This window comes from Isoptericola sp. NPDC019571 (assembly GCF_044389385.1).
Taxonomy (GTDB): Bacteria; Actinomycetota; Actinomycetes; order Actinomycetales; family Cellulomonadaceae; genus Isoptericola; species Isoptericola nanjingensis.
Genome location: NZ_JBIRXZ010000007.1, coordinates 61,865 through 82,685 on the forward strand (window position 1 = coordinate 61,865; position 20,821 = coordinate 82,685).

At 74.7% G+C, this 20,821-nt stretch carries 18 protein-coding genes; 8 read left to right on the forward strand and 10 right to left on the reverse strand.

Annotated features, from left to right (window positions below; genetic code table 11):
- The first annotated feature begins 81 nt into the window (after positions 1 to 81).
- The 3 genes from ACH443_RS13585 to ACH443_RS13595 all read left to right on the forward strand — a co-directional run bounded on the left by ACH443_RS13585 (position 82) and on the right by ACH443_RS13595 (position 6,337).
- On the forward strand, positions 82 to 3,369 hold the full coding sequence (locus ACH443_RS13585) for an Ig-like domain-containing protein (protein ID WP_430590612.1): 3,288 nt from the start codon (positions 82 to 84) through the stop codon (positions 3,367 to 3,369).
- 83 nt (positions 3,370 to 3,452) lie between these two features.
- Positions 3,453 to 4,595 (forward strand): response regulator, encoded by a 1,143-nt coding sequence (locus tag ACH443_RS13590; protein WP_430590613.1) that lies wholly within the window; start codon positions 3,453 to 3,455, stop codon positions 4,593 to 4,595.
- Complete coding sequence (locus ACH443_RS13595; protein WP_430590614.1) at positions 4,595 to 6,337, forward strand: ATP-binding protein; 1,743 nt, start codon at positions 4,595 to 4,597, stop codon at positions 6,335 to 6,337. Before ACH443_RS13590 ends, ACH443_RS13595 begins: the two co-directional genes overlap by 1 nt.
- Here ACH443_RS13595 and ACH443_RS13600 read toward each other — a convergent pair.
- The 4 genes from ACH443_RS13600 to ACH443_RS13615 form a co-directional block, all read right to left on the reverse strand.
- On the reverse strand, positions 6,309 to 7,553 hold the full coding sequence (locus ACH443_RS13600) for a hypothetical protein (protein WP_430590615.1): 1,245 nt from the start codon (positions 7,551 to 7,553) through the stop codon (positions 6,309 to 6,311). The two genes, ACH443_RS13595 and ACH443_RS13600, sit on opposite strands and share 29 nt — an antisense overlap.
- Positions 7,481 to 8,755 (reverse strand): glycosyltransferase, encoded by a 1,275-nt coding sequence (locus ACH443_RS13605; protein ID WP_429763280.1) that lies wholly within the window; start codon positions 8,753 to 8,755, stop codon positions 7,481 to 7,483. The genes ACH443_RS13600 and ACH443_RS13605 overlap by 73 nt, the downstream gene beginning before the upstream one ends.
- The gene (locus tag ACH443_RS13610; RefSeq protein WP_430590616.1) at positions 8,752 to 9,678 is read right to left on the reverse strand and encodes an ATP-grasp domain-containing protein; all 927 of its coding nucleotides are present in this window, start codon (positions 9,676 to 9,678) and stop codon (positions 8,752 to 8,754) included. The genes ACH443_RS13605 and ACH443_RS13610 overlap by 4 nt, the downstream gene beginning before the upstream one ends.
- Positions 9,679 to 9,744: 66 nt before the next feature.
- On the reverse strand, positions 9,745 to 10,680 hold the full coding sequence (locus ACH443_RS13615; protein ID WP_430590617.1) for a neutral zinc metallopeptidase: 936 nt from the start codon (positions 10,678 to 10,680) through the stop codon (positions 9,745 to 9,747).
- A 95-nt stretch (positions 10,681 to 10,775) separates the two neighbouring features.
- On the opposite strand from ACH443_RS13615, the gene ACH443_RS13620 reads away from it, so the two are divergent.
- Positions 10,776 to 11,510 (forward strand): Type 1 glutamine amidotransferase-like domain-containing protein, encoded by a 735-nt coding sequence (locus ACH443_RS13620; protein WP_429763283.1) that lies wholly within the window; start codon positions 10,776 to 10,778, stop codon positions 11,508 to 11,510.
- Positions 11,511 to 11,532: 22 nt separating this feature from the next.
- Here the strand turns inward: ACH443_RS13620 and ACH443_RS13625 are convergent, their stop codons facing one another.
- Positions 11,533 to 13,014 carry a DUF2809 domain-containing protein gene (locus tag ACH443_RS13625; protein WP_430590618.1) on the reverse strand — a complete coding sequence of 494 codons (1,482 nt, stop codon included), beginning with the start codon at positions 13,012 to 13,014 and terminating at the stop codon, positions 11,533 to 11,535.
- A 111-nt stretch (positions 13,015 to 13,125) separates the two neighbouring features.
- Between ACH443_RS13625 and ACH443_RS13630 the strand changes: the two genes are divergently transcribed.
- Entirely contained in the window at positions 13,126 to 14,724 is a 1,599-nt protein-coding gene (locus ACH443_RS13630; RefSeq protein WP_429763285.1) for an ABC-F family ATP-binding cassette domain-containing protein, read from the forward strand.
- Here the strand turns inward: ACH443_RS13630 and ACH443_RS13635 are convergent.
- The 3 genes from ACH443_RS13635 to ACH443_RS13645 are packed head-to-tail and all read right to left on the reverse strand — an operon-like array spanning position 14,697 to position 16,410.
- A complete protein-coding gene (locus ACH443_RS13635; protein WP_430556099.1) occupies positions 14,697 to 15,692 on the reverse strand; it encodes an SURF1 family protein in 996 nt (331 codons plus the stop codon). The two genes, ACH443_RS13630 and ACH443_RS13635, sit on opposite strands and share 28 nt — an antisense overlap.
- Positions 15,689 to 15,925 carry a hypothetical protein gene (locus ACH443_RS13640; RefSeq protein WP_429763287.1) on the reverse strand — a complete coding sequence of 79 codons (237 nt, stop codon included), beginning with the start codon at positions 15,923 to 15,925 and terminating at the stop codon, positions 15,689 to 15,691. The genes ACH443_RS13635 and ACH443_RS13640 overlap by 4 nt, the downstream gene beginning before the upstream one ends.
- On the reverse strand, positions 15,925 to 16,410 hold the full coding sequence (locus ACH443_RS13645; RefSeq protein WP_429763288.1) for a DUF3099 domain-containing protein: 486 nt from the start codon (positions 16,408 to 16,410) through the stop codon (positions 15,925 to 15,927). The genes ACH443_RS13640 and ACH443_RS13645 overlap by 1 nt, the downstream gene beginning before the upstream one ends.
- Before the next feature lie 217 nt (positions 16,411 to 16,627).
- Between ACH443_RS13645 and fabG the strand changes: the two genes are divergently transcribed.
- The 3 genes from fabG to ACH443_RS13660 are packed head-to-tail and all read left to right on the forward strand — an operon-like array spanning position 16,628 to position 18,788.
- Positions 16,628 to 17,368: a 3-oxoacyl-ACP reductase FabG gene (gene fabG, locus ACH443_RS13650; RefSeq protein ID WP_429763289.1), complete on the forward strand. Its 741-nt coding sequence runs from the start codon at positions 16,628 to 16,630 to the stop codon at positions 17,366 to 17,368.
- A gap of 55 nt (positions 17,369 to 17,423) precedes the next feature.
- On the forward strand, positions 17,424 to 18,188 hold the full coding sequence (fabI, locus tag ACH443_RS13655) for an enoyl-ACP reductase FabI (RefSeq protein WP_429763290.1): 765 nt from the start codon (positions 17,424 to 17,426) through the stop codon (positions 18,186 to 18,188).
- 51 nt (positions 18,189 to 18,239) lie between these two features.
- Entirely contained in the window at positions 18,240 to 18,788 is a 549-nt protein-coding gene (locus ACH443_RS13660; RefSeq protein WP_429763291.1) for a SixA phosphatase family protein, read from the forward strand.
- Positions 18,789 to 18,792: 4 nt separating this feature from the next.
- Here the strand turns inward: ACH443_RS13660 and ACH443_RS13665 are convergent, their stop codons facing one another.
- Both ACH443_RS13665 and ACH443_RS13670 read right to left on the reverse strand, forming a co-directional pair.
- Complete coding sequence (locus tag ACH443_RS13665; RefSeq protein WP_430556101.1) at positions 18,793 to 19,359, reverse strand: cysteine hydrolase family protein; 567 nt, start codon at positions 19,357 to 19,359, stop codon at positions 18,793 to 18,795.
- Positions 19,356 to 20,816 (reverse strand): purine-cytosine permease family protein, encoded by a 1,461-nt coding sequence (locus ACH443_RS13670; protein ID WP_430590619.1) that lies wholly within the window; start codon positions 20,814 to 20,816, stop codon positions 19,356 to 19,358. The genes ACH443_RS13665 and ACH443_RS13670 overlap by 4 nt, the downstream gene beginning before the upstream one ends.
- Between the last annotated feature and the right edge of the window lie 5 nt (positions 20,817 to 20,821).

The following is a 20,821-nucleotide window of genomic DNA, read 5'->3' on the forward strand; positions in this document are numbered from 1 at the left end:
CGAACCGACCCGCACGAACCGACCCGCACGACCCGTCGCACGACCCCACCCATCGCACCGACGCGAGAGAGAGGTTCACCGATGAGCCCGACGAGAAGGCACCACCGACGACGCATCGCCGTCGTCGCCGGGGCGGCGGGCGCGCTGCTCGCCGCCGGCCTGGCCCCGGCGTCCGCACAGCCCGCGACCTCCCCGGTCCCCGCCGCAGCGGCCGGGTCCGACGCCGCCGGCGTGACGGTCCGCCCCGACCCGTCGTACGCGGGGGAGCCGTTCGAGGGCTGGGGCACCAGCCTCGTGTGGTTCGCCAACGCCACGGGCGGCTACCCGGACGAGATCCGCGACCGGCTCGCCGACATGGTGTTCGGCGACGAGGGGCTGAACCTCAACATCGCGCGCTACAACGTGGGCGGCGGCAACGCCCCCGACGTGCCCGACTACCTGCGCGCGGGCGGCGCCGTCGACGGCTGGTGGAAGGCGCCCGAGGGCACCACCCGCGAGGACGTGGACTGGTGGGACCCGGCGGACCCGGACCACTGGGACGCGGACGCCGACGCCACCCAGCGCTGGTGGGTGGACCGCATCAAGGACGACGTCACGCACTGGGAGGCGTTCAGCAACTCCCCGCCCTGGTTCATGACCGAGTCCGGCTACGTGTCGGGGAACTTCGACGCGAACGCCGACCAGCTCAAGACCGCGAGCGTCGACGACTTCGCGCAGTACCTCGTGGGCGCCGTCGAGCGCCTCGAGGACGCGCACGGCATCGACGTCGACACGATCGACCCGTTCAACGAGCCGAACACGAACTACTGGGGCACCCAGCTCGGCGCGGACGGCAACCCGACCGGCGGCCGCCAGGAGGGCGCGCACATCGGCCCCGAGCTGCAGCAGCAGGTCATCCCGGCGCTCGCGGGCGCCCTCGACGGCTCCGGCACCGGCGCCGTGATCTCGGCGATGGACGAGACCAACCCCGGCCGCTTCGCCACCAACTGGAACTCCTACCCGGACGCCGTGCGCGACCAGGTGTCGCAGCTCAACGTGCACACGTACGGCACGGGCCAGCGCACCACGGTCCGCGACATCGCCAAGGGCGAGGACAAGCCGTTGTGGATGAGCGAGGTCGGCGGCTCCTGGTCGAGCACCGGGCAGGACTTCGAGTCCATGGAGTCCGGCCTGGGCAGCGCGCACCAGATCGTCGACGACCTGCGCGAGCTGGAGCCGACCGCGTGGGTGTTCTGGCAGCCCGTGGAGGACTACGACAACATGGCGCCCGGCGGCGAGAGCCCCGAGGGCGGCAACTGGGGCGAGATCCAGCTCTCGTTCTCCTGCACCGCGGACGACACGCTCGAGAGCTGCCCGATCTACACCAACACCAAGTACTGGGTCACCCAGAACTTCACGCACTACATCGCGCCCGGGGACCGGCTGGTCGGGGTGGACGACGCGGACAGCACCGCCGCGGTCTCGGCCGCGGGCGACGCCGCGACCGTCGTGCACGTCAACGACACGACGGCGTCGCGCGACGTCACGCTCGACCTGTCGGGCTTCGCGACCACGGCGGGCGCGACGGTCACGCCGGTGACCACCAGCACCGACGGGTACCTCGTCGAGGGCGAGCCGGTGGCCGTGCAGGACGCGGCGGCCACGGTCACCGTGCCGGCGGAGTCGGTGACGACGTTCGTCGTCGACGGCGTCTCGGGCGTCGCGGACGACGCGCCGCTGGCGCAGGACGGCCACGTCGTCCGGCTCGACGGCGCGCAGTCGGGCCGCTCGCTGGCGCCTGACGGCGACGCCCTCCAGATCGCGACCGACGACCCGGCCGCGGCCGAGCAGCTCTGGACCCTCGAGGATCTCGGTGCCCCCGAGGGCTCGGGCTCGCACCGCACGCGGTACGCCGTGACGAACGTGGACACGGGGCAGCAGCTCGCGGTGAGCGAGGACACCTCCGCGGTGCTCGCGGACGCCCCGGCCGACCCCGCCGACACCCCGGAGGTCGCGCGCTGGATCCTGTCCACCACCGGCGACGGCACGTACACGCTGGTCAACGCGTCGTCGCGCACCCTGCTCGAGGTGGGTGGCGAGGCCACGGCCGGCGGCTCGCCCGTCGGGACCTACCGGGCGACGTCCGGCGCCAACCAGCGCTGGGCCGTGGTCGACGAGACCGTGCTCGGCACCGAGCCGGTGGACGTGTTCACGACGCCGGGCGTCGCGCCGGTGCTGCCGGACGTCGTCACCCCCGTCCACCCGGGCGGCGCGCGCGGCGAGCTGCCGGTGACGTGGGACGTGCCCGGCGACGACGCGTGGGCGCGTGCCGGCACGGTCGAGGTCGGCGGCACCGTGCAGGTGCCGGCCGGCGGCACGGTCCAGGCGACGGCCACCGTGCTGGTCGACACGCTCGAGCGGACCGAGACGGCCCGCGCCGAGGCCTACGCGGGCGAGGCGGCGGCCGAGGTCGGGCTGCCCGCCACGGTGACCGCCGTCGCCGCCGGCGGCGGCGCGGTGCAGCGCCCGGTGACCTGGGACGACGTCCCCGCAGGCGCGTTCGACGAGCTCGGCGTGGTCGAGCTGACCGGGGCCGCCGACGACGGTGCGGGCGGCACGCTGCCCGCCACGGTGCGGGTGCTGGTCACCCCGCCGGGCGAGGCGAACGCCGCGCTCGCCGAGGGCACCACGGCGGCCGCCACGTCCACCGAGCCCGGCTACCCGGCGTCGCGCGTCATCAACGGCGACACCTCTGACAAGGGCTGGTCCAACTGGCGCCCCGACGCCAAGAACCCCGAGGACACGCTCACCGTGACGCTGCCGGGCGCGCGCGACGTCACCGGCGTCGTGACGCGGTTCTTCCGGGACGGCTCGCACCGGAGCTGGGCCACCGACGTCGCCGTCGAGGCGCGCGTCGACGGCGCCTGGCAGGCCGTCGGCGAGGCGTCGACCGACGACGGGACGCTCGTGGCCGAGGTCCCCGCGGACGTGCGCGCGGACGCGGTGCGCGTGGTGATGACGGCGCACCCGGACACGCACATGATCGTCAGCGAGGTCGAGGTGCTGGCGAAGGTGCCCGGCGACGCCGAGCCCGCGTGGGACGCGAAGGCGACCTACGACGACGGCGACGTCGTCTTCCACCAGGGCGGGCAGTTCGCCGCCACCTGGTGGACGCGCGGCCAGGAGCCGGGCACCTCCGCGAGCGGGCCGTGGCAGGAGCTCGTCCGCGCCGGCGACGGCACGGCGGTCTGGACGGGGTCGCGGATCTTCGACGACGGCGACGTCGTGGTGCACGACGGCGCGCGGTACGAGGCGCGGTGGTGGACCCGCGACCAGGAGCCGGGCACGTCGAAGCACGGGCCGTGGAGGGTCGTCGCGGCCGGCCGGTGAGCACCGCCCGCGCCCGTCGTCGCGCGTCCACGACGCGCGGCGCGTACGGTCTGACCAGGCGGGACTTGTGAGGGGGAGAGCCGGTGTCCGACGACACTTTCCGTGCGCTGGTGCTCGAGGACGACCCTGATTCGGCGGAGTTCGTCCGCATCGCGCTCGCGCGGTACGGGGGGATGCACGTCGACATCGCCACGGACGCCGAGGAGGCGCTGGCCGCGCTGAGACGCTCGACCTACGACGTCCTCGTGAGCGACATCCAGCTCCCGGGGCGCTCCGGGCTGGACATCCTGCCCGAGGTCCGGGCGATCGACCCCACCCTGCCGATCATGATCGTCACCGCGTTCCCGACCGTGACGCACGCCGTCACCGCCCTGCGGGAGGCCGCCGACGACTTCCTGGTCAAGCCGGTCGCGGCGTCCACGGTGGTGGAGCGGGCCACCGAGCTCGCGCAGCGCGCCCGCCGGGAGCGGGAGTCGTCGCGGCAACGGGTCCTGGCGGTCGGCGCCCACCCCGACGACGTCGAGATCGGGGTGGGCGCCACCCTGGCGGCCCACGGCGCGGTGGGGGACGAGCTGGTGATCCTCACGCTCTCGGGCGGCTCGGTGGGCGGTCTGGCCGCGGAACGGCACGAGGAGGCGCTCGCGGCGGCGGACGTCGTCGGCGCGCGGCTGGTGCACCTCGACTTCCCGGACACCCACATCGACCCGGCCACTGGCGTGATCGGGGCGATCGAGGAGGTCGTCGCCGAGGTCGACCCGCACCGCGTGTACACGCACAGCGCGAACGACCGGCACCAGGACCACCGGGCGGTGAACGGTGCGGTGCAGATCGCGGCGCGCCAGGTGCCCAGCCTGTGGTGCTTCCAGAGCCCGTCCTCGACCGTGGCCTTCGCCCCGAACCGGTTCGTGGACGTCGACGGCTTCGTCGAGGTGAAGCTGCGGATGCTCGCGGCCTACGTGTCGCAGGCCCACCGCGAGTACATGCAGCCGGACGTGGTGCGAGCGACCGCGCGGTACTGGGCGCGGTTCAGCCCGGCGCGCGAGGTCGAGCCCCTGGAGACGGTCCGGGCCAGCGAGACGCTCGCCCGGTCGTCGGCCGTGCGTGCGACGCCCGCCGTGGACGGGCAGGACTCGGGCGCCCCGGTCGACCTGTCCTCGCTGCTGACCCCGCGGGCCCCCGCCGCGCACCAGAACGTCCGGCGGGGCGGGGCGGGGGCGGGCCCCTGATGACCCGAGACCTGGTCCACCGTCTCGGTCGGACGTCTGACCGGGTCTGGGGCGCGTGGTTCGCCGACGAGGCCGTGGGGCTGCGGCAGCTTCCGCTCACCGTCTCGTTCCTCGTGGTGCTGGTGATCATGCGCATCAGCGGGATCGACGGGGACCCGGTGTGGCTCACGCTCGCCGTGGTCCTGGTCGTCGCGGTGCAGCTGGCGGGCAGCCTCGGGCGCTGGGACCGGTGGTCGCCGGGCTGGCGATGCGTGCTCCCCCTGACGCAGATGGTGGCGATCGGTGCGCTGGAGGTCGGCTCCGGCCTGATCCTGGCGAGCTTCGACGCGCTGCTGTTCCTCCCGGTCGTGAGCCTGGCGCTGCAGCGGGAGGCCTGGGGGCTGGTGCTGGCGATGGGCGGCTCGGTGCTGGTCCTGTTCGGCCCGATGATGATGCCGGTCACGGCCGTCGAGCGGGTCCATCCCGCCATGCACGCGCTGGTGGTGCTGCTGGTGCTCGGCCTGGTGGCGGTCGGGACGCACGGCTTCGTGGGGGTGGCGCGCGGCCAGGCCCGGGAGCTGGGTCGTGCGCGCGACGAGCTCGCTACCGCGGCGCGGCACCTGCGCGAGTCCCGGGACGACCTGCGGGGCATCATGGCCGCCGCGACGGAGCAGGGCTTCGTGGCGACCGACGTCTCGGGCAGGATCGTCTGGGCCAGCCCGGGCACCGTGCGGGTGCTCGCGCGCGCCGAGGAGGACCTGATCGGCCTCGACGTCTCGCAGCTCGTGGAACCGGCGGCCATCGCCGCGCGGCTGGCCGAGGCGGACGGCCCCGGCACGGGACGAGCCCCGGACAGGGTCGCGGCGAACCGGGTCGTGCTGGGTACCGCGGTCACGGGAGCCACCCACGTCGCCGAGTGGCCCGTGATGCTGCCCGACGGGGAGCGCCGGTACCTCGAGCTCACCGTGACCGAGCGATCCGCGCTCGCCGGGGCCGCGTCGGACCTCCCCGCGGGCTTCCTCGTCGTCGCCACCGACGTCACCGCCCGCCACGAGGAGGAGCGCATCCAGGACGAGTTCGTCGGGCTCGTGAGCCACGAGCTGCGGACTCCGCTCGGGTCGATCCTGGGGTACGTGGACCTGCTGCGGCTCGAGGAGGACCGGCTGGACGACGAGCAGCGGCACTACCTGGGGGTCGTCGAGCGCAACGCGCGACGGCTGAGCGCGCTCATCGACGACCTGCTGACCAGCGCCCAGATCGTCGCGGGTCGTCAGGTGCTCGAGGGGCACGAGCTGGACGTCGTCCAGGTCGTCCGTGACGCCGTCGAGAGCGAGCGCCCGGCGGCCGAGGCCGCCGGGATCGAGGTGGTGGTCGAGGGAGACGCCGTCGTCCCGCTCGTCTCCGACCCCCACCGTCTGGGCCACATGGTCGAGAACCTGCTCAGCAACGCGGTGAAGTACAGCGACCGGGGCTCCCAGGTCAAGGTCTCCGTGACGAGCGGGGCGACGCCCACCGGGTCGCACCTGGCGCGCCTGCTCGTGGCGGACGCGGGGATCGGCATCCCGGCCGACGAGCTCGACCGCGTCACCCAGAGGTTCTACCGCACCCGCAACACCCGACGGCGACGCGTGCGCGGCGCGGGCCTCGGGCTCGCGCTCGTCGACCGGGTCGTGCACGACCACGGCGGCGTGATGTCGATCCGCAGCGTGCCGGGTCAGGGGACCGAGGTGGACGTCACCCTCCCGGACCTGCCGACGCGCTAGGCGCTGCGCCGCCCCAGACCCGGGCCAGCGTCGCCCGGTGCGCCGGGGACAGGTGCGAGAGCGGCGTGACGTTCACGTCCCCGACGCCGTGGGTGGTCGCGGCCCGGAGCGTCGCAGCCATGCGCTCCGGCGAGATCGCCTGGGGCGGGTCGGCGTCCGCCGAGGCCGCCCACAGACCGACGGAGACCGTGAAGCGGGACATGTCGAAGCCTGCCGACTGCAGCGCCGCCGTGACCCGCTCGACGTCCGCGGGAGTGCGTGCCCTGGCCCCGACGTACGCCCAGACGACCAGGCGGTCGGCGGACTGCAGGAGGATCTCGTAGTCGTGTCCGCTCGCGGGCGCACCGGCGGCAGGGTCGTCCCAGCCGACGCGGACGTCCATCGCGAGCTCGATCTGCTCGCCCTGGCCGTCGCGCACGCCGTCGAGACCGGCGCGCATCCGGGCCAGCAGCCCGGCCAGCACCTCCGACCGCCAGGTGCCGAGCTCGGGGTCGTCCTCGTCGATCTGGCCGTCGGCGTCCCGCGGCCAGTCGTCGGCGCCCGTCATCTCGCGGTAGAGGGCGAGGTCGTCGTCGCCGAAGCTGTAGAAGTTGAGGAAGAGCTCGGTGACGGCGATCCGACTGGGGTTGTAGCGCTCACCGAGATCGGTGACGTACTCGACGAGCCGGTCTCCCACCTCGCCTGTGGCGAGCTCCGAGGCCGACGCGCGGTAGGGGGAGGGGGTGCCCTTGGCCGAGACCCCGGCGATCGACGGGTCGGACTTGATCCACTCGGGGACGTAGGCGTCGACGATGAGCCCGATCTCGCGCGGCGTGCCGTCGGCGGCCCTCTGCAGCGCGCGGGCAGCGCGCGACAGGTGGTCGCTGCCGGGCTCGGCCGCGACCTCCGGGTGAGCGGGCCAGTCGAACGCCGTGAACTCGACCCGTCCCGCGTTGAGGTCGACGCCGTTGGCACCCACGGCGTCGAGGTGCCGGTCGATCGCGGCCCAGTCCGTGTCGGGGTCGGTCACGATGCCGAAGTCGACGCTGACGGAGCGCTCCTGCTCGGGGACGACGGTGGGCCGCATGGTCGGCGGCACGTCCTCCCACGGTCGCGCGAGGAGCACGGCGGCTCCGACGGCGACGCCGAGCGTGGCGACGACGGTCAGGAGCCAGGGCCGTCGTCGTCGACGAGCCCGCGCACCGACACCGTCCCGCTCCGGTCCAGCTTGTTCCATCGGTTCTCCGCGTTCCCCAGCTCCAGTCGCGCGGCGTCGAGCACGACGAAGGTCATCATCAGCGAGTAGACGGGCCACAACGGGAGGGTCCACAGCTGCCGGAGGTCCCCGGGTGCCCGGTCCAGGAGGACCGCGAGCAGCAGCAGCGCGAGCGACAGCGGCAGGCCGAGCAGGAGCACCCATCCCCACCAGGACGACGGCACCCACGAGGGCCCGTCGACGAGCACGAGGACCGCGAGCGCGATCATGGCCAGCACCTGCACGAACGGCGCGACGACCTGGGCCGCGGTGTTGTACAGCAGGTACACGCCGAACGCACCGTAGCGCGGGTTGCCGACCATCGAGCGGTGCATGGAGGTCACCTGGAGGAGACCGCGGGCCCACCGGACGCGCTGGCGCCACAGGCCGCGCAGGGTCGACGGGGACTCGGCGTAGACGAGGGCGTCGGGCGCGAACGTCACCCGGTAGCCCGCCCGCGCGACGCGCCATGTCAGCTCGAGGTCCTCGCCGAGGGTGTCGGTGTGCAGCGCGCCGACGCGGTCGAGCACGTCCCGCCGGAACGCGCCGATGTTCCCCGACACGATCGGCAGGCACCCCAGGACGTCGAGCGCACGGCGCATGAGCCCCGTCCCGACGTGGCTGATGAGGGACAGCAGCCGGGTGAGGACGCGGTCGAGGTTGACGGGCCGGTCGTTCCCGCACACGGCGCCGACCCGGTCGTCGCGGAACCCGCGCAGCAGCCGCGTCACCGTGTCCGGCCGGAACAGGCCGTCCGCGTCGACGAGGACCAGGACGTCGCCCCGCGCCGCCGCGATCCCCGTGTTGAGCGCCGCCCCCTTGCCGGCGTTGTCCTGGCGCAGGGCTCGCACCTGGGGGTGCTCCGCTGCGAGCCGTTCCATGCGCGCGAACGTGTCGTCGGACGAGCCGTCGTCGACGCACACGATCTCCAGCGAAGGGTGCTCGCTGCGCAGCACGGAGCGCACGCAGTTCTCGATCACCACGGATTCCTCGTACGCCGGCACGACGACGCTCACCATGGGCGCCTCGGGGAACATCGGGCCGCAACCCGCCGGGCCGGGGTCGTCGCGGCGGCGCCGGGCCTCGAACACGAGAGCAGCGGGCACGAACGCGAGGCGGACCAGCCCGACCACCAGCAGCGAGAGCCCGAGCACCAGGACGAGCGCGACGAGGACGGACGTCACGGCGCGACCCGGTCGCTCGTCGAGGGCCACTCGTCGAGGACCGCGTCGAGCACCTCCGGTGCGGCCGCCGAGACGGCGCCGAACCGGGCGTTGACCTCGAGGACCACGGGCGTGCCGTCCGCGAGGAGCCGGACGTCCATGTCGAGCGGGCCGACGAGGTCGAGCGCCTCCGCGGTGCGGGAGGCGAGCTTCGCGACGTCGTCCGCCGTCCCGGTGGCCAGCCGTTCCACCGCGGTGGCGTTGCCCACGCGTCCCTCCTTGCGGCCCGTCTTCTCGAGCACGACGACGATGCAGCGACCGTCGACGGGGGAGCGGTACACCTGGGGGCTGTACTCGGTGCCTGGGGCGAAGGCCTGCACCACCCACGACGCGTCCGTGCTCGCCCAGACCGGGTCGTCAGGGTCCTCCACCACGTGCACGCCCCGCCCGCCGCGGGCGACGCGCGGCTTGACGACGACCGGTCCGTCGGCCCACGCCAGGGCCTCGGCCGCCGAGCCCAGCGCGTCGGCGGGCAGGTGCCGGGGGACGGAGACCCCGTGCCGTTCGAGCGACCACATCGTGAGGAGCTTGTCCGCGGCGACGGCGGTGGGGCCCGGCGCCGACAGCACGACCGACGTCCCGAGCCCGGCCGCCCCCGCGAGCACCGCGAGCCGTGGCAGCTCGTCGGAGACGGTGGGCACGACCAGACGGGGACGGTGACGGCGCAGCAGGTCGAGAGTCGCCGCGTCGTAGGCGGGGTCGGCTGCCGCGGGCACGGCTTCGACCACGTCGTAGCCGGTGCCCGCGGCCGGTGCCAGGTCGACCCCCACCACCCGCCGGAGGTCCGCGTCGGCGCGGCGTGCGAGCTGAGGGCCGAGCGCCCTGCCCGCGGGCCCGGCCGCTCCGGTCACCAGGATCGTGTGCAGCCGTGGCGCGTCACCCATGCTCGGATCGTAGGGGCCCGTCTGCGTCGATGCAGCCGGGAGCGCCCTGCGCGGCCGGGTCGAGCGTCAGAGAGCGCGCGCGGCCAGGGCGTCGCAGTCGTCCAGGGTGCCGCCCTCGTAGCCGACGGTGAACCACCGCACCCGCTGCTCGGAGGTGCCGTGGGTGAAGCCCTCCGGGCTGATCTGGCCGGTGGCCCGCTGCTGGATGCGGTCGTCCCCGACCGCTGCGGCAGCGTCGAGCGCCTGGCGCAGCTCGGCGGAGGAGACCGGGTCGAGGAACGTCACGCCCGAGTCGGGGTCGACCTCGGTCGCGGCGGAGCCCGCCCACATGCCGGCGAGGCAGTCGGCCATGAGCTCGATGCGCACGGAGTCGGACTCGGGCCCGCTGCCGCGCCGGTCGGCGGCGTCCATGGCGCCGGTGAGCTGCTCGACGTGGTGGCCCACCTCGTGCGCCACGACGTACTCCTCGGCGAGCGGCCCGCCCTCGGCGCCGAACTGGGAGCTCAGCTGGTCGAAGAACGCGACGTCGACGTACACCGTCTGGTCCGGCGGGCAGTAGAAGGGGCCCGTCGCGCTGGTCGCGGCCCCGCACCCCGTCGTCGTCGACCCGGAGAAGCTCTCCACCGACGGCAGCGCGTACTCCACGCCGGCCTGCTGCGGCAGCACGCGCTCCCAGTAGGCGTCGAGCGACTGCACGGTGGCCGAGAGCCGGCACTCGCGGTCGGTGTTCGCCTGCTCGGCCGTGCACGCCTCGACGTACTGCTCCTGCCCGTCGCCCGCGGGCGCCCCGGCGTCCTGCCCGTCGCCCGCGGGCGCCCCGGCGTCCTGGACGGCGCCGCCGAGGGCGCCGGTGAGCTGGCCCAGGTCGCCGCCGCCGAGGAACACGGCCAGCAGCGCGACGACGATGGCGCCGATGCCGCCGCCGACGACCGCGCCGCGGCGTCCGCCCCCGCCCTTGCGGACCCGGCCACCCTCGAACTCGCCGCCCTCGTTGAAGGTCACGGGACCACGCTAGGCCGGGGTCTGGGCGATCGCGCGGGAAGCGGCCGCGCGGAAAACAGCGGGCCGGGGCGCCGCCCGCTCCGTAGGGTGCGGGCATGCTCGCGACGATGCCCACGGGAATGACCGGTACGGTGCTCGCCCTCGGCGGCGGCGGATTCTCGATGTCGGACGACGGCTCCTCCGCGATCGACGACCACCTGCTCGACCTCACCGGCAAGGACACCCCGAGGGTCTGCTTCGTGCCCACCGCGAGCGGCGACGACAACGGGTACGCGCGCCGCTTCGAGGAGGCGTTCGCCGGTCGGGCCCGGACGTCGGTGCTGTCGCTCTTCTGCCACGAGCCGTGGGGGTACGCCGACCCGGAGATGCTGCTCGAGCAGGACGTCGTGTACGTGGGCGGGGGCTCGACGGCGAACCTGCTGGTCGTCTGGCGTCGGCACGGCCTGCCCGACCTGCTCGCCCGCGCCGCGGCGCAGGGGACGGTCCTCGCCGGCATCAGCGCCGGGATGAACTGCTGGTTCGAGTCCTCCTCGACCGACTCGTTCGGCCCCCTCGCGCCGCTCGACGACGGGCTCGGGTTCCTGCCCGGCAGCGCCTGCCCGCACTACCTGGGCGAGGCGGACCGCCGCGACGCCTACCTGGGCTGGGTGTCGTCCGGGGCGCTCGCGGACGGGTACGCGGTGGACGAGTACGCCGCCCTGCGGTTCGTCGACGGCGTGCCCGTCGAGGCCGTGAGCGAGCGACCCGACCGCCCCGTCCTGCGCGTCGAGCGCGACGGCGACGGTGCGCGCGAGGTGCCGTTCGACGTGCGACGCCTCCCCGGGGCGTGACGGGACGTCGCCGCCCGGCTCCTCAGTACTCCGTCGGCGTCTCCACCGACTGCCAGTGCCACGGCTCGGGCAGCCGGCCGTCGGGCTCGGCCCAGCCCGGGTGGGTCCAGCCGTGCTCCTCGGCGTGCTTCTTGAGCCAGGCGTAGCGCGCGCCGTCGAACCCCTCGGGGCCCATGGAGATGTCGACGGCGGTGCCCAGGCCGTGGTTGGAGCAGCCGGGCGGCGCGGCCAGCGGGTTCGGGTCGTCCGGGTGGTACACCTCGACCTGCTGGTCGTAGCTGCGGTAGGCGGAGTTCACCGTCAGGTGCTGGCCGAACTCGGCGCGGTAGGCGGCGTCGAGCGCCACCAGCCCGTCCAGGACGTCCGCGCGCACGGAGTGCTGCGGCGCCCACGGGATCGGCGCGAGCTTCGTCGCCGAGATCTTCCCGGCCTCCGGGAACCACACCTGGTCCGGCTCGGGGCAGACGACGGCGTCCTGCGCCGTCAGGAGGTCCGTGGTGGCGTCCGCCAGGTCGGCGCGCAGCGCGGCCAGGTCCGCCGCGGCGGACTCGAGCTCCGTGAACGACGCCGTGGCGATCCGGTCGTCCTGGGTCTCGGCGGTCAGCTCGTCCGCGGTGCCGAGCGCGTCGCGGGACGACGCGCGCACCCTCTCGCCGGCGTCCCGCCCGCTCTCGGCGAGCTCGTCGGTCGCGGCCAGCACGCGGTCGGCGCGACGCGCCACCGGGGCGAGCGCGTCGCGCGCGTCGGCGGCCTGCGTGCGGGCGAGGACGAGGCGCGAGGCCTCCACCGCCTCGACGTCGCCGTCGAGCCGCGTCGCGAGCGCGGGCGCGTCGCCGGGCATCCGGTCCAGGACCGGCGTCGCGTCGAGCAGGGCGCGGGCCTCGTCGATCGTCGCGGCGAGGTCGTCGCGGACGCCGGCGTCGGCCACCCGGTCGGCGGAACCGTCGAGGGCGTCCTGCGCGACGACGACGCGCGCGGAGAGCTCCTGGGTCTCGGAACGCAGCACCCAGGCCAGGGCGCCGCCGCCCGCGGCGAGCGCGACGACCAGCACCACCGGGACCGCGACACGCGCCCCCCGTCGTCGGCCCCCGGTCTCGGCGCGCACGTGCCGCAGCGAGAGGTCGACCCCGCGCGGCCGGGGGCGGGTCAGGGCGATCAGCGCCCCGCCCACCACGGCCCCCGCGGCGTACCACGCCAGGTCGGTGGGCGTGAACGCCGTGCCGAGCACGTACCGCGTGAGCGGGAACCGCGCGACCACCTGGGCCGGGACGTCGGTCAGCCAGGCCGCCTCGATCCCCGCGCACACGACGAGCCCGACGACGCCGGCCACGACGGGGCGCGTGCGCGGGGCGAGGAACGCGACGAGCAGCACGACGAGCGTCGCGTAGAGGGCGTCCCCGAGCGGCCCGCCGACCGCGGGCGGGAGCAGGGCGCGGCCACCGAGGCCGGCGAGGACCACGGCGACGGCGAGGACGGCCGTCGTCGGGCGAGGGGCGCGGTTCACGCGCGAACCTTACCGAGCCCGGCGGGGGTGTGACCTAGGTCGTCGTGGGCCGGACCCCGGGAGCACTAGACTCGGGGGGCCTCCCACCCCCTGTCGAAGGACACCCCTGCCTTGATCACCGCCCACGGCGTCGAGCTGCGCTTCGGCGCCCGCACCCTCCTGCACGAGGCGACGTTCCGCATCGCCCCGGGCGACCGCATCGGCCTCGTCGGCCGCAACGGCGCGGGCAAGACGACGCTCACCAAGACGCTCGCGGGCGAGACGCTCCCCGCGGCCGGGCAGATCACGCGGGGCACCGACATCGGCTACCTGCCGCAGGACCCGCGCACGGGCGACCTCGACGTCGTCGCGATGGACCGGGTGCTCAGCGCGCGGGGGCTCGACCACATCGTCACGCAGATGCGCGAGACCGAGGGCCTCATGGCCTCGGCCGACGCCGACACGCAGGCCGCGGCGCTCGAGCGCTACCCGAAGCTCGAGGCGCGGTTCCTCGCCGCAGGCGGGTACGCGGCGGAGTCCGAGGCGCACCGGATCACCAGCAACCTGGGCCTCGACGACCGGGTCCTGGCCCAGCCGCTGAACACCCTGTCCGGCGGTCAGCGCCGCCGCATCGAGCTGGCGCGGATCCTGTTCTCGGGCGTCGACACGCTGCTCCTCGACGAGCCGACCAACCACCTCGACGCCGACTCGATCGCCTGGCTGCGCGACTACCTCAAGGCGTACAGCGGCGGGTTCATCGTGATCAGCCACGACAACGACCTCCTGCGCGCCACGGTGAACAAGGTGTTCCACCTGGACGCCAACCGCGGCGAGCTGGACCAGTACAACCTCGGCTGGGACGCCTACCTCGCACAGCGCGAGACCGACGAGCGCCGCCGCCGGCGCGAGCGCGCCAACGCCGAGAAGAAGGCCGGCGCCCTGGTCGCGCAGGCCGAGAAGATGCGCGCCAAGGCGACCAAGGCCACCGCCGCGCAGAACATGATCAAGCGCGCGGAGCGCATGCTCTCCGGCGTCGAGGGGGAGCGGCGCGCCGACAGGGTCGCGCACCTGCGGTTCCCGAAGCCCGCGCCGTGCGGCCGCACCCCGCTCACCGCCGAGGAGCTGTCCAAGAGCTACGGCTCGCAGGAGGTCTTCGCCGGCGTGGACCTCGCGATCGACCGCGGGTCGCGCGTCGTCATCCTCGGCCTCAACGGCGCCGGGAAGACGACGCTGCTGCGCATCCTCGGCGGCGTGGAGGAGCCGGACACCGGCCGCGTCGTGCCGGGGCACGGCCTGAAGATCGGCTACTACGCCCAGGAGCACGACACCCTCGACCTGGACGCCACGGTCGTGGAGAACCTGCGGCACTCGGCGCCCGACCTCACGGACACGCAGGTGCGCTCGGTGCTCGGCTCGTTCCTGTTCAGCGGCGACGACGCGGAGAAGCCGGCGAACGTGCTGTCCGGCGGCGAGAAGACCCGCCTCGCCCTCGCCACGCTCGTCGTCTCGAGCGCGAACGTGCTGCTGCTCGACGAGCCCACCAACAACCTCGACCCGGCGTCGCGCGCCGAGATCCTCGGGGCGCTCGACACCTACGAGGGCGCCGTCGTGATGGTCACCCACGACGACGGCGCCGTGGAGGCGCTCAACCCGGAGCGGGTGCTGCTGCTGCCCGACGGCGACGAGGACCTGTGGTCCGCGGACTACGCCGAGCTGGTGTCGCTGGCCTGACGCTCGCCGGCGGGCCTGTCGGCGTCGGCCCGCGGCCGCTCGGCGGCGTCCAGCAGCGCGTCCTCGTAGTCCTCGTCGACCTTCCGTCGGCGGGGGCGCTGGGGGCGCACCGCGGCGCCCGGCCGCCCGGTCCCGTCCAGGGGGTCCGGGCCGTCGCCCGCGGCGAGGAGATCGCCCGCCGTCACGTGCACCGGCCGGGTCTCGCGCCGCCACAGCACGACGTAGCCGCCCAGCGCGCCGAGCGCGAAGATGCACCACTGCACCGTGTAGCTGAGGTGCGACCCCGGGTCGGTGTCCGGCTCGGGAAGGGCCCCCGGCGTCGTCGCGGCGGCCGGGTCCTCGGAGCGCAGCTGCCCGTACCCGCCCACGGTGTCGCCGTCGGCCCACGCGGCGCCGTCCGGGCCCGCGGCGAGCACCTGGTCGGTGTGGATCGCCTGCACCTGCCCCGCCGGGGTGCCCCGGTCGGAGGCGGGCTCGTCGGGCCGCATCGTCATGGTCACCTCGACCTCGCCGGCCGGCGGGTCGGGCACGGAGGACGGCGCGCTCGCGTCCTCGCCCAGCGGCACGAACCCCCGGTCGACGACGAGGACGACCGGCTGCCCGTCCGCCCCGGTGGTCTCGAGCGGCACCAGCACGTGGAAGCCGGGCTGGCCGCCGACGGGGCGGTTGCGCAGCAGCACCGTGTCCTCGGGGCGGTAGGTGCCGGTCGCGACGGCGGGGCGCCACTCGTCGTCCGGGTCGAGGACGGCGCCGGGCTCGGGCAGCACGTCGGCGAGGGGGACGGGGGACGCCGCGTAGTTGGACTGCACCAGGTCGATCTGCGCCTCGCGCCAGGTGTACCGGTGCCACTGCCACACAGCCGCCAGGACGCACACGGCGGCCAGGAGCACGGCGCCCAGGCCGAGCGTGATCCACTGCCGGCGGGTGCGCGGGGGTGTCGGCGCGTCGGGGGAGCGGTCGGTCGTCACGCGCGATCGAGCTCCGCGACGGGGACGGTCTGCTTCCAGAACGAGCGCGCGCCGAGGAACTGCTCGAGGTGCTCGCGGTGGTCGTCGCACGCGAGCCACACCTTGCGGCGCTCCGGGGTGTGCAGCCGCGGGTTGTTCCACAGCAGGCCCCACGCGGCCTCGGCGCGGCAGCCCTTGGCGGAGCAGACCAGCTCGCCCACGACCGGGTCGGCGTTCGTCCCGAGCACGTCCATCAGCGGGTCCCTCCGGGGTTCTCGTTCTCGTTCTCGTCCTCGTCCTCGTCCGCCGGGTCGTCCTGGTGCTCGACGACGCGGTGCGGGCCGTCGAACGTCTCCGGCCCGGAAGCCTCCTGGCGGTGCGGGTCGGCGTCGCCCTGGGCGGACGCGGTCAGCTCGGTGGGCGCGACGTCGACCATCGGCGACGTGTCGTAGGAGACGCGGTCGCGGCCGGCGTTGGCGAAGAGCACCGCCGAGTAGGGCAGGACGACGGCGAGCACCACGAGCGTCCAGCGCACCCAGCCGTCCGCGGCGATGGCGCCGAGGAAGCACACGATCCGGATGCCCATCTGGACGAGGTAGCGCCGCGTGCGGCGCGCCTGGTCCTCCTCCAGCGGCTCGGGGGCGCTGGTGATCGAGGGGACCTCGGCGCCCTGGTCCGCACCGTGGCGCCGGCCTCCGGAGGGGCGCGGACCGGGAGAGGTCGCGCGGGCGTTGCTCACCCGGCCAGTCTAGGACGGCGCGCGAAGCCCCAGGGACCTCTCCGCCGAGCGACCCGCCTTGTAGGGATCCGACAAAGCGTCGCGAGGACGTGTGAGGCGCCGCGACCCTGCGTGGCCGCTCGCTCGGGGTAGCGTCACCAGGGCGTCGACGGCCGCCCGCACGCCGTCCCGCCCACCCCCCGTCCGTGACCACCCGCACGACCGCCGAGGAGAACCCGTGACCGACGCCCCCGCCCCCCAGCCCGCCGCGCCCGCCGGACGGGTCGTCGTCGTGACCGGTGCGGCGCGCGGCATCGGCCGCACCATCGCCGAGCGCTTCGTCGCCGCGGGCGACACGGTCGCCACGCTCTACCGGGGCGGGGACCTGCCGGACGGGGTGCACGGCTACGTCGCGGACGTGACCGACAGCGCCGCCGTCGACGCCGCGTTCTCGGCCGTCGAGTCCGACCTCGGCCCGGTCGAGGTGCTCGTCGCCAACGCCGGCGTCACGCGCGACCAGCTCCTCATGCGCATGAGCGACGAGGAGTTCGAGACGGTGCTCGACGTCAACCTCACCGGCACCTTCCGCTGTGTCCGTCGCGCCTCCAAGGGGATGATCCGCGCGCGCAAGGGCCGCATCGTGCTCGTCGGCTCGGTCGTGGGCCTCTACGGCGGCCCCGGCCAGGTGAACTACTCCTCGTCCAAGGCCGCGCTCGTCGGCATGGCCCGGTCGATCACCCGTGAGCTCGGCGGTCGTGGCATCACCGCGAACGTCGTCGCGCCGGGCTTCGTCGAGACCGACATGACCGCGGCGCTGCCCGAGGCCACCCAGAAGCAGTACCAGGCGTCCATCCCCGCGGGCCGCTTCGCCTCGACCGACGAGGTCGCCGGCGTCGTGGAGTTCCTCGCCTCCGACGCCGCGGCGTACGTCTCCGGCGCCGTCGTCCCGGTCGACGGCGGCCTCGGCATGGGTCACTGACCAGCCCTGGCCCTGCCCCCTCGCTTCCTCACCCCCGCACAACCGGAAGGTCATCATGGCTCTGCTCGACGGCAAGAAGCTCCTCGTCACCGGCGTCCTCACGGACAGCTCCATCGCGTTCCACGCGGCCCGCCTCGCCCAGGAGGAGGGCGCCGAGGTGGTGCTCACCTCCTTCGGCCGCCAGATGAAGCTCACGCAGGCGTTCGCGAAGCGGCTGCCGGTCACGGCGCCCGTGGTGGAGCTGGACGTCACCAGCGAGGAGGACCTCGCGGCGCTCCCCGAGCGCGTCAAGGAGCACGTGGACGGCCTCGACGGCGTCGTGCACTCCATCGGCTTCGCCCCGCAGACCGTGATGGGCGGCAACTTCCTCGCGGCCGAGTGGGGCGACGTCGCGACGGCCCTGCAGGTCTCGACGTACTCGTACAAGTCGCTCATCGAGGCGGCCCGCCCGCTGATGTCCGGTGGCGCCTACGTGGGGCTCACGTTCGACGCCTCCTTCGCCTGGCCGGTCTACGACTGGATGGGCGTCGCGAAGGCGGGCCTGGAGTCCGCCAACCGGTACCTGGCCCGCGACCTCGGGCCCCACGGCATCCGGTGTAACCTCGTCTCCGCCGGGCCCATCCGCACCACGGCCGCGAAGTCCATCCCGGGTTTCGCGACCATGGAGGACGCCTGGCCGCAGCGGGCCCCGCTGGGTTGGGACCAGACGACGGCGGAGCCGGCTGCGCGCGCCGTCGTGGCACTTCTCTCGGACTGGTTCCCCGCCACGACCGGGGAGATCGTCCACGTCGACGGCGGTGTGCACGCGATGGGTCAGTGACGGGTCGGGGGCCCGGCACGGGCCCCTGGGACGACCTGTGAGACGGAGCGCATGAGAGCGGTAACGCAGGCCGAGGGCGACGCGCCGACCTGGCGCCTCGTGCTGTTGCGGCACGCCAAGGCCGAGCCCGGCAAGGGCGTGATCCCCGACGACCGGCGCCCGCTGGCGCTGAACGGTCGCAAGCAGGCGAGCCGCGTCGGCATGGCGCTCACCGCGGCGGGCCTGCGGCCGCAGGTCGCGCTGGTGTCCTCCGCGCTGCGCACCCGGCAGACCTGGGACCTGGCCTCCTCGCACCTGGACGGCTCGGCCGACGCCGCGCTCGACGTGCGCGACGAGCTCTACGAGGCGAGCGTGCGCGACGTGCTCGGCCTCCTGCGGGAGGTCGAGGCGTCCGCGCGCACCGTGCTCGTCGTCGGGCACGAGCCGACCATGGCGGCGACGGCGGCGTACCTCGCGGGCGACGGCTCGGACGCCGCGGCCGTCGCGCAGGTGCGCGTGGGCGTCCCGACCGCCACCTACGCGGTGCTGGAGTCCGCGGAGCCCTGGGCCGAGTGGGGCCGCGACGGCGCCCGCCTCGTGCACGTCGGCCGCCCCTCCTGAACCGTCAGGACGTGCCGCGACCGTCGTCGGGCAGCTCGCCGAGCACCTCGTCGACCGTCGTGACCTCGACCAGCGGCGCGTAGAGCCGCATCGCGTCGAGCGCCCGCGCGTGGTCGGCGTCGCTCGCCCCGGCGCACGCGTCGGCCACCACCCGCACCCGCCGCCCGGCGTCCGCGGCGGGCAGCACCGTGGACAGGACGCAGCAGTCGGTCGAGACGCCGGCCACCACCAGCTCGTCCGCGTGCCCGGTCGCCGCGTCGAGCTCCGGCCCCCACTTGCCGAACGTCGTGGCGGTGACGACCGGCGCCCCCGCGGGGTCCAGGCCGTCCGCGAAGCCGTACAGCGGGTCGTCGGGCGGCACGAGGGCGAACGGCCACTGCGCGAAGTACTCCCGCCACGCGCCCTGCGGCGCGAGGGGCGCCACGTAGCGGGTCCACGCCGTCCGGCCGGCGAAGGCCGGCAGCAGCCGTCGCAGGTGCGCGGACGCGGCGTCGAAGCCCGGCGCGGCCCACGGGCTGCCCGGCCGGCCGAAGACCACCTGCATGTCGACCACGACGAGCGCGGCGCTCACGCCGACTCCTGCGCCGAGTCCTGCACCGAGTCCTGCACCGACTCCTGGCGTCGCACCGCGCGCGCCGAGAGGACGAACGTGCCCAGCAGCCCGAGCGCGAGGGCCACGAGCACGCCGAGGTTCGCGCCCGCCCACTGGCCGTCGCGGCCGCCGAGGCCGAGCGGCCCCAGCAGGTAGCCCTGCCACGACAGCCACCCGGCGTACGTGTTGGTGACGAGACCCCAGCCGATGGCGGTGCCCGCCACGACGAGCAGCACCGCCGACCACCGCACGCTGCCGTACCGCCCGCGCCGGTCCGCGAGCTCGTCGTCCGCGTAGTCCTTGCGGCGCAGCGCGATGTCGGCGAGCAGCACGCCGCACCAGGCGGCGATCGGTACGCCGAGCGTGATGAGGAAGCCCTGGAACGGGCCGAAGAAGTCGTCGGCGACGAAGACGACGTAGGTGGCACCGAGCACCATGAGGACGCCGTCGATCGCGGCCGCCACCCAGCGCGGGGCGGGCAGCCCCAGCGACAGCAGGGCGAGGCCCGAGGAGTAGATGTCGAGCGCCGCGCCGCCGATCAGCCCGGCCAGCGCCACGACCATGAAGGGGATGAGGAACCACTCCGGCAGCAGCACGGCCAGCGCGCCGATCGGGTCGGCGCCGATCGCGTCGGCGAGGGCGGGGTCCGAGCCGGCGAGCAGCATCCCGGCGACGAGCAGCAGCACCGGCGGGAGGGAGGCGCCGAACGTCGTCCACCCGACGACGCCCGCCCCGGACGCCGTGCGCGGCAGGTAGCGCGAGTAGTCGGCCGCCATGTTCACCCAGCCGAGGCCGAAGCCGGTCATCATGAAGACGAGCCCGCCGATGACCTGCGGCGCCTGCCCGGCCGGGATGGCCGCGACGGTCGCCCAGTCGACGTGGCCCGCGACGAGCACGACGTAGACCACCGTGAGCACGGCGGTCAGCACGGTGATGACCTGCTGCAGCTTCATCACGAGCTGGAACCCGAAGATCCCCGCGGCCACCACGACCAGGGCCACGACGGCGAGCGTCACGACCTGCGTCACGGTGCCGCCGCCCCACCCGAGCGTGCCGAGCACGGTCGCGGTGGCGAGCGTCGCGAGGGCGACCAGCACCGTCTCCCAGCCCACGGTGAGGATCCAGGACAGCAGCGACGGCAGCCGGTTGCCGTCCACGCCGAACGCCGCCCGGCTCAGCACCATCGTGGGCGCCGACCCGCGCCGGCCGGCGAGGGAGATGAACCCGCAGGCCAGGAACGATGCCACGATGCCGACCGCACCCACGGCCACGGCCTGCCAGAAGGACACGCCGAACGCCAGCAGGTACGCGCCGTAGCCCAGGCCCAGCACGGACACGTTGGCCGCGAACCATGGCCAGAACAGGTCCCGCGGCCTCCCGTGCCGCTCGGACTCGTCGATGGTGTTGAGCGCGTTGGTCTCGACCGTCGTCGCCATGGTCC

Excerpts from the sequence above, each read along its gene's own strand:
- ACH443_RS13600 (WP_430590615.1), bottom strand. The coding sequence starts at position 7,553 with ATGGAACAAGCTGGACCGGAGCGGGACGGTGTCGGTGCGCGGGCTCGT.
- ACH443_RS13640 (WP_429763287.1), bottom strand. The coding sequence starts at position 15,925 with ATGGACGTGCTCGGGACGAACGCCGACCCGGTCGTGGGCGAGCTGGTC.
- fabI (WP_429763290.1), top strand. The coding sequence starts at position 17,424 with ATGGCTCTGCTCGACGGCAAGAAGCTCCTCGTCACCGGCGTCCTCACG.
- ACH443_RS13620 (WP_429763283.1), top strand. The coding sequence starts at position 10,776 with ATGCTCGCGACGATGCCCACGGGAATGACCGGTACGGTGCTCGCCCTC.
- ACH443_RS13585 (WP_430590612.1), top strand. The coding sequence starts at position 82 with ATGAGCCCGACGAGAAGGCACCACCGACGACGCATCGCCGTCGTCGCC.
- ACH443_RS13660 (WP_429763291.1), top strand. The coding sequence starts at position 18,240 with ATGAGAGCGGTAACGCAGGCCGAGGGCGACGCGCCGACCTGGCGCCTC.
- ACH443_RS13670 (WP_430590619.1), bottom strand. The coding sequence starts at position 20,816 with ATGGCGACGACGGTCGAGACCAACGCGCTCAACACCATCGACGAGTCC.
- ACH443_RS13595 (WP_430590614.1), top strand. The coding sequence starts at position 4,595 with ATGACCCGAGACCTGGTCCACCGTCTCGGTCGGACGTCTGACCGGGTC.
- ACH443_RS13610 (WP_430590616.1), bottom strand. The coding sequence starts at position 9,678 with ATGGGTGACGCGCCACGGCTGCACACGATCCTGGTGACCGGAGCGGCC.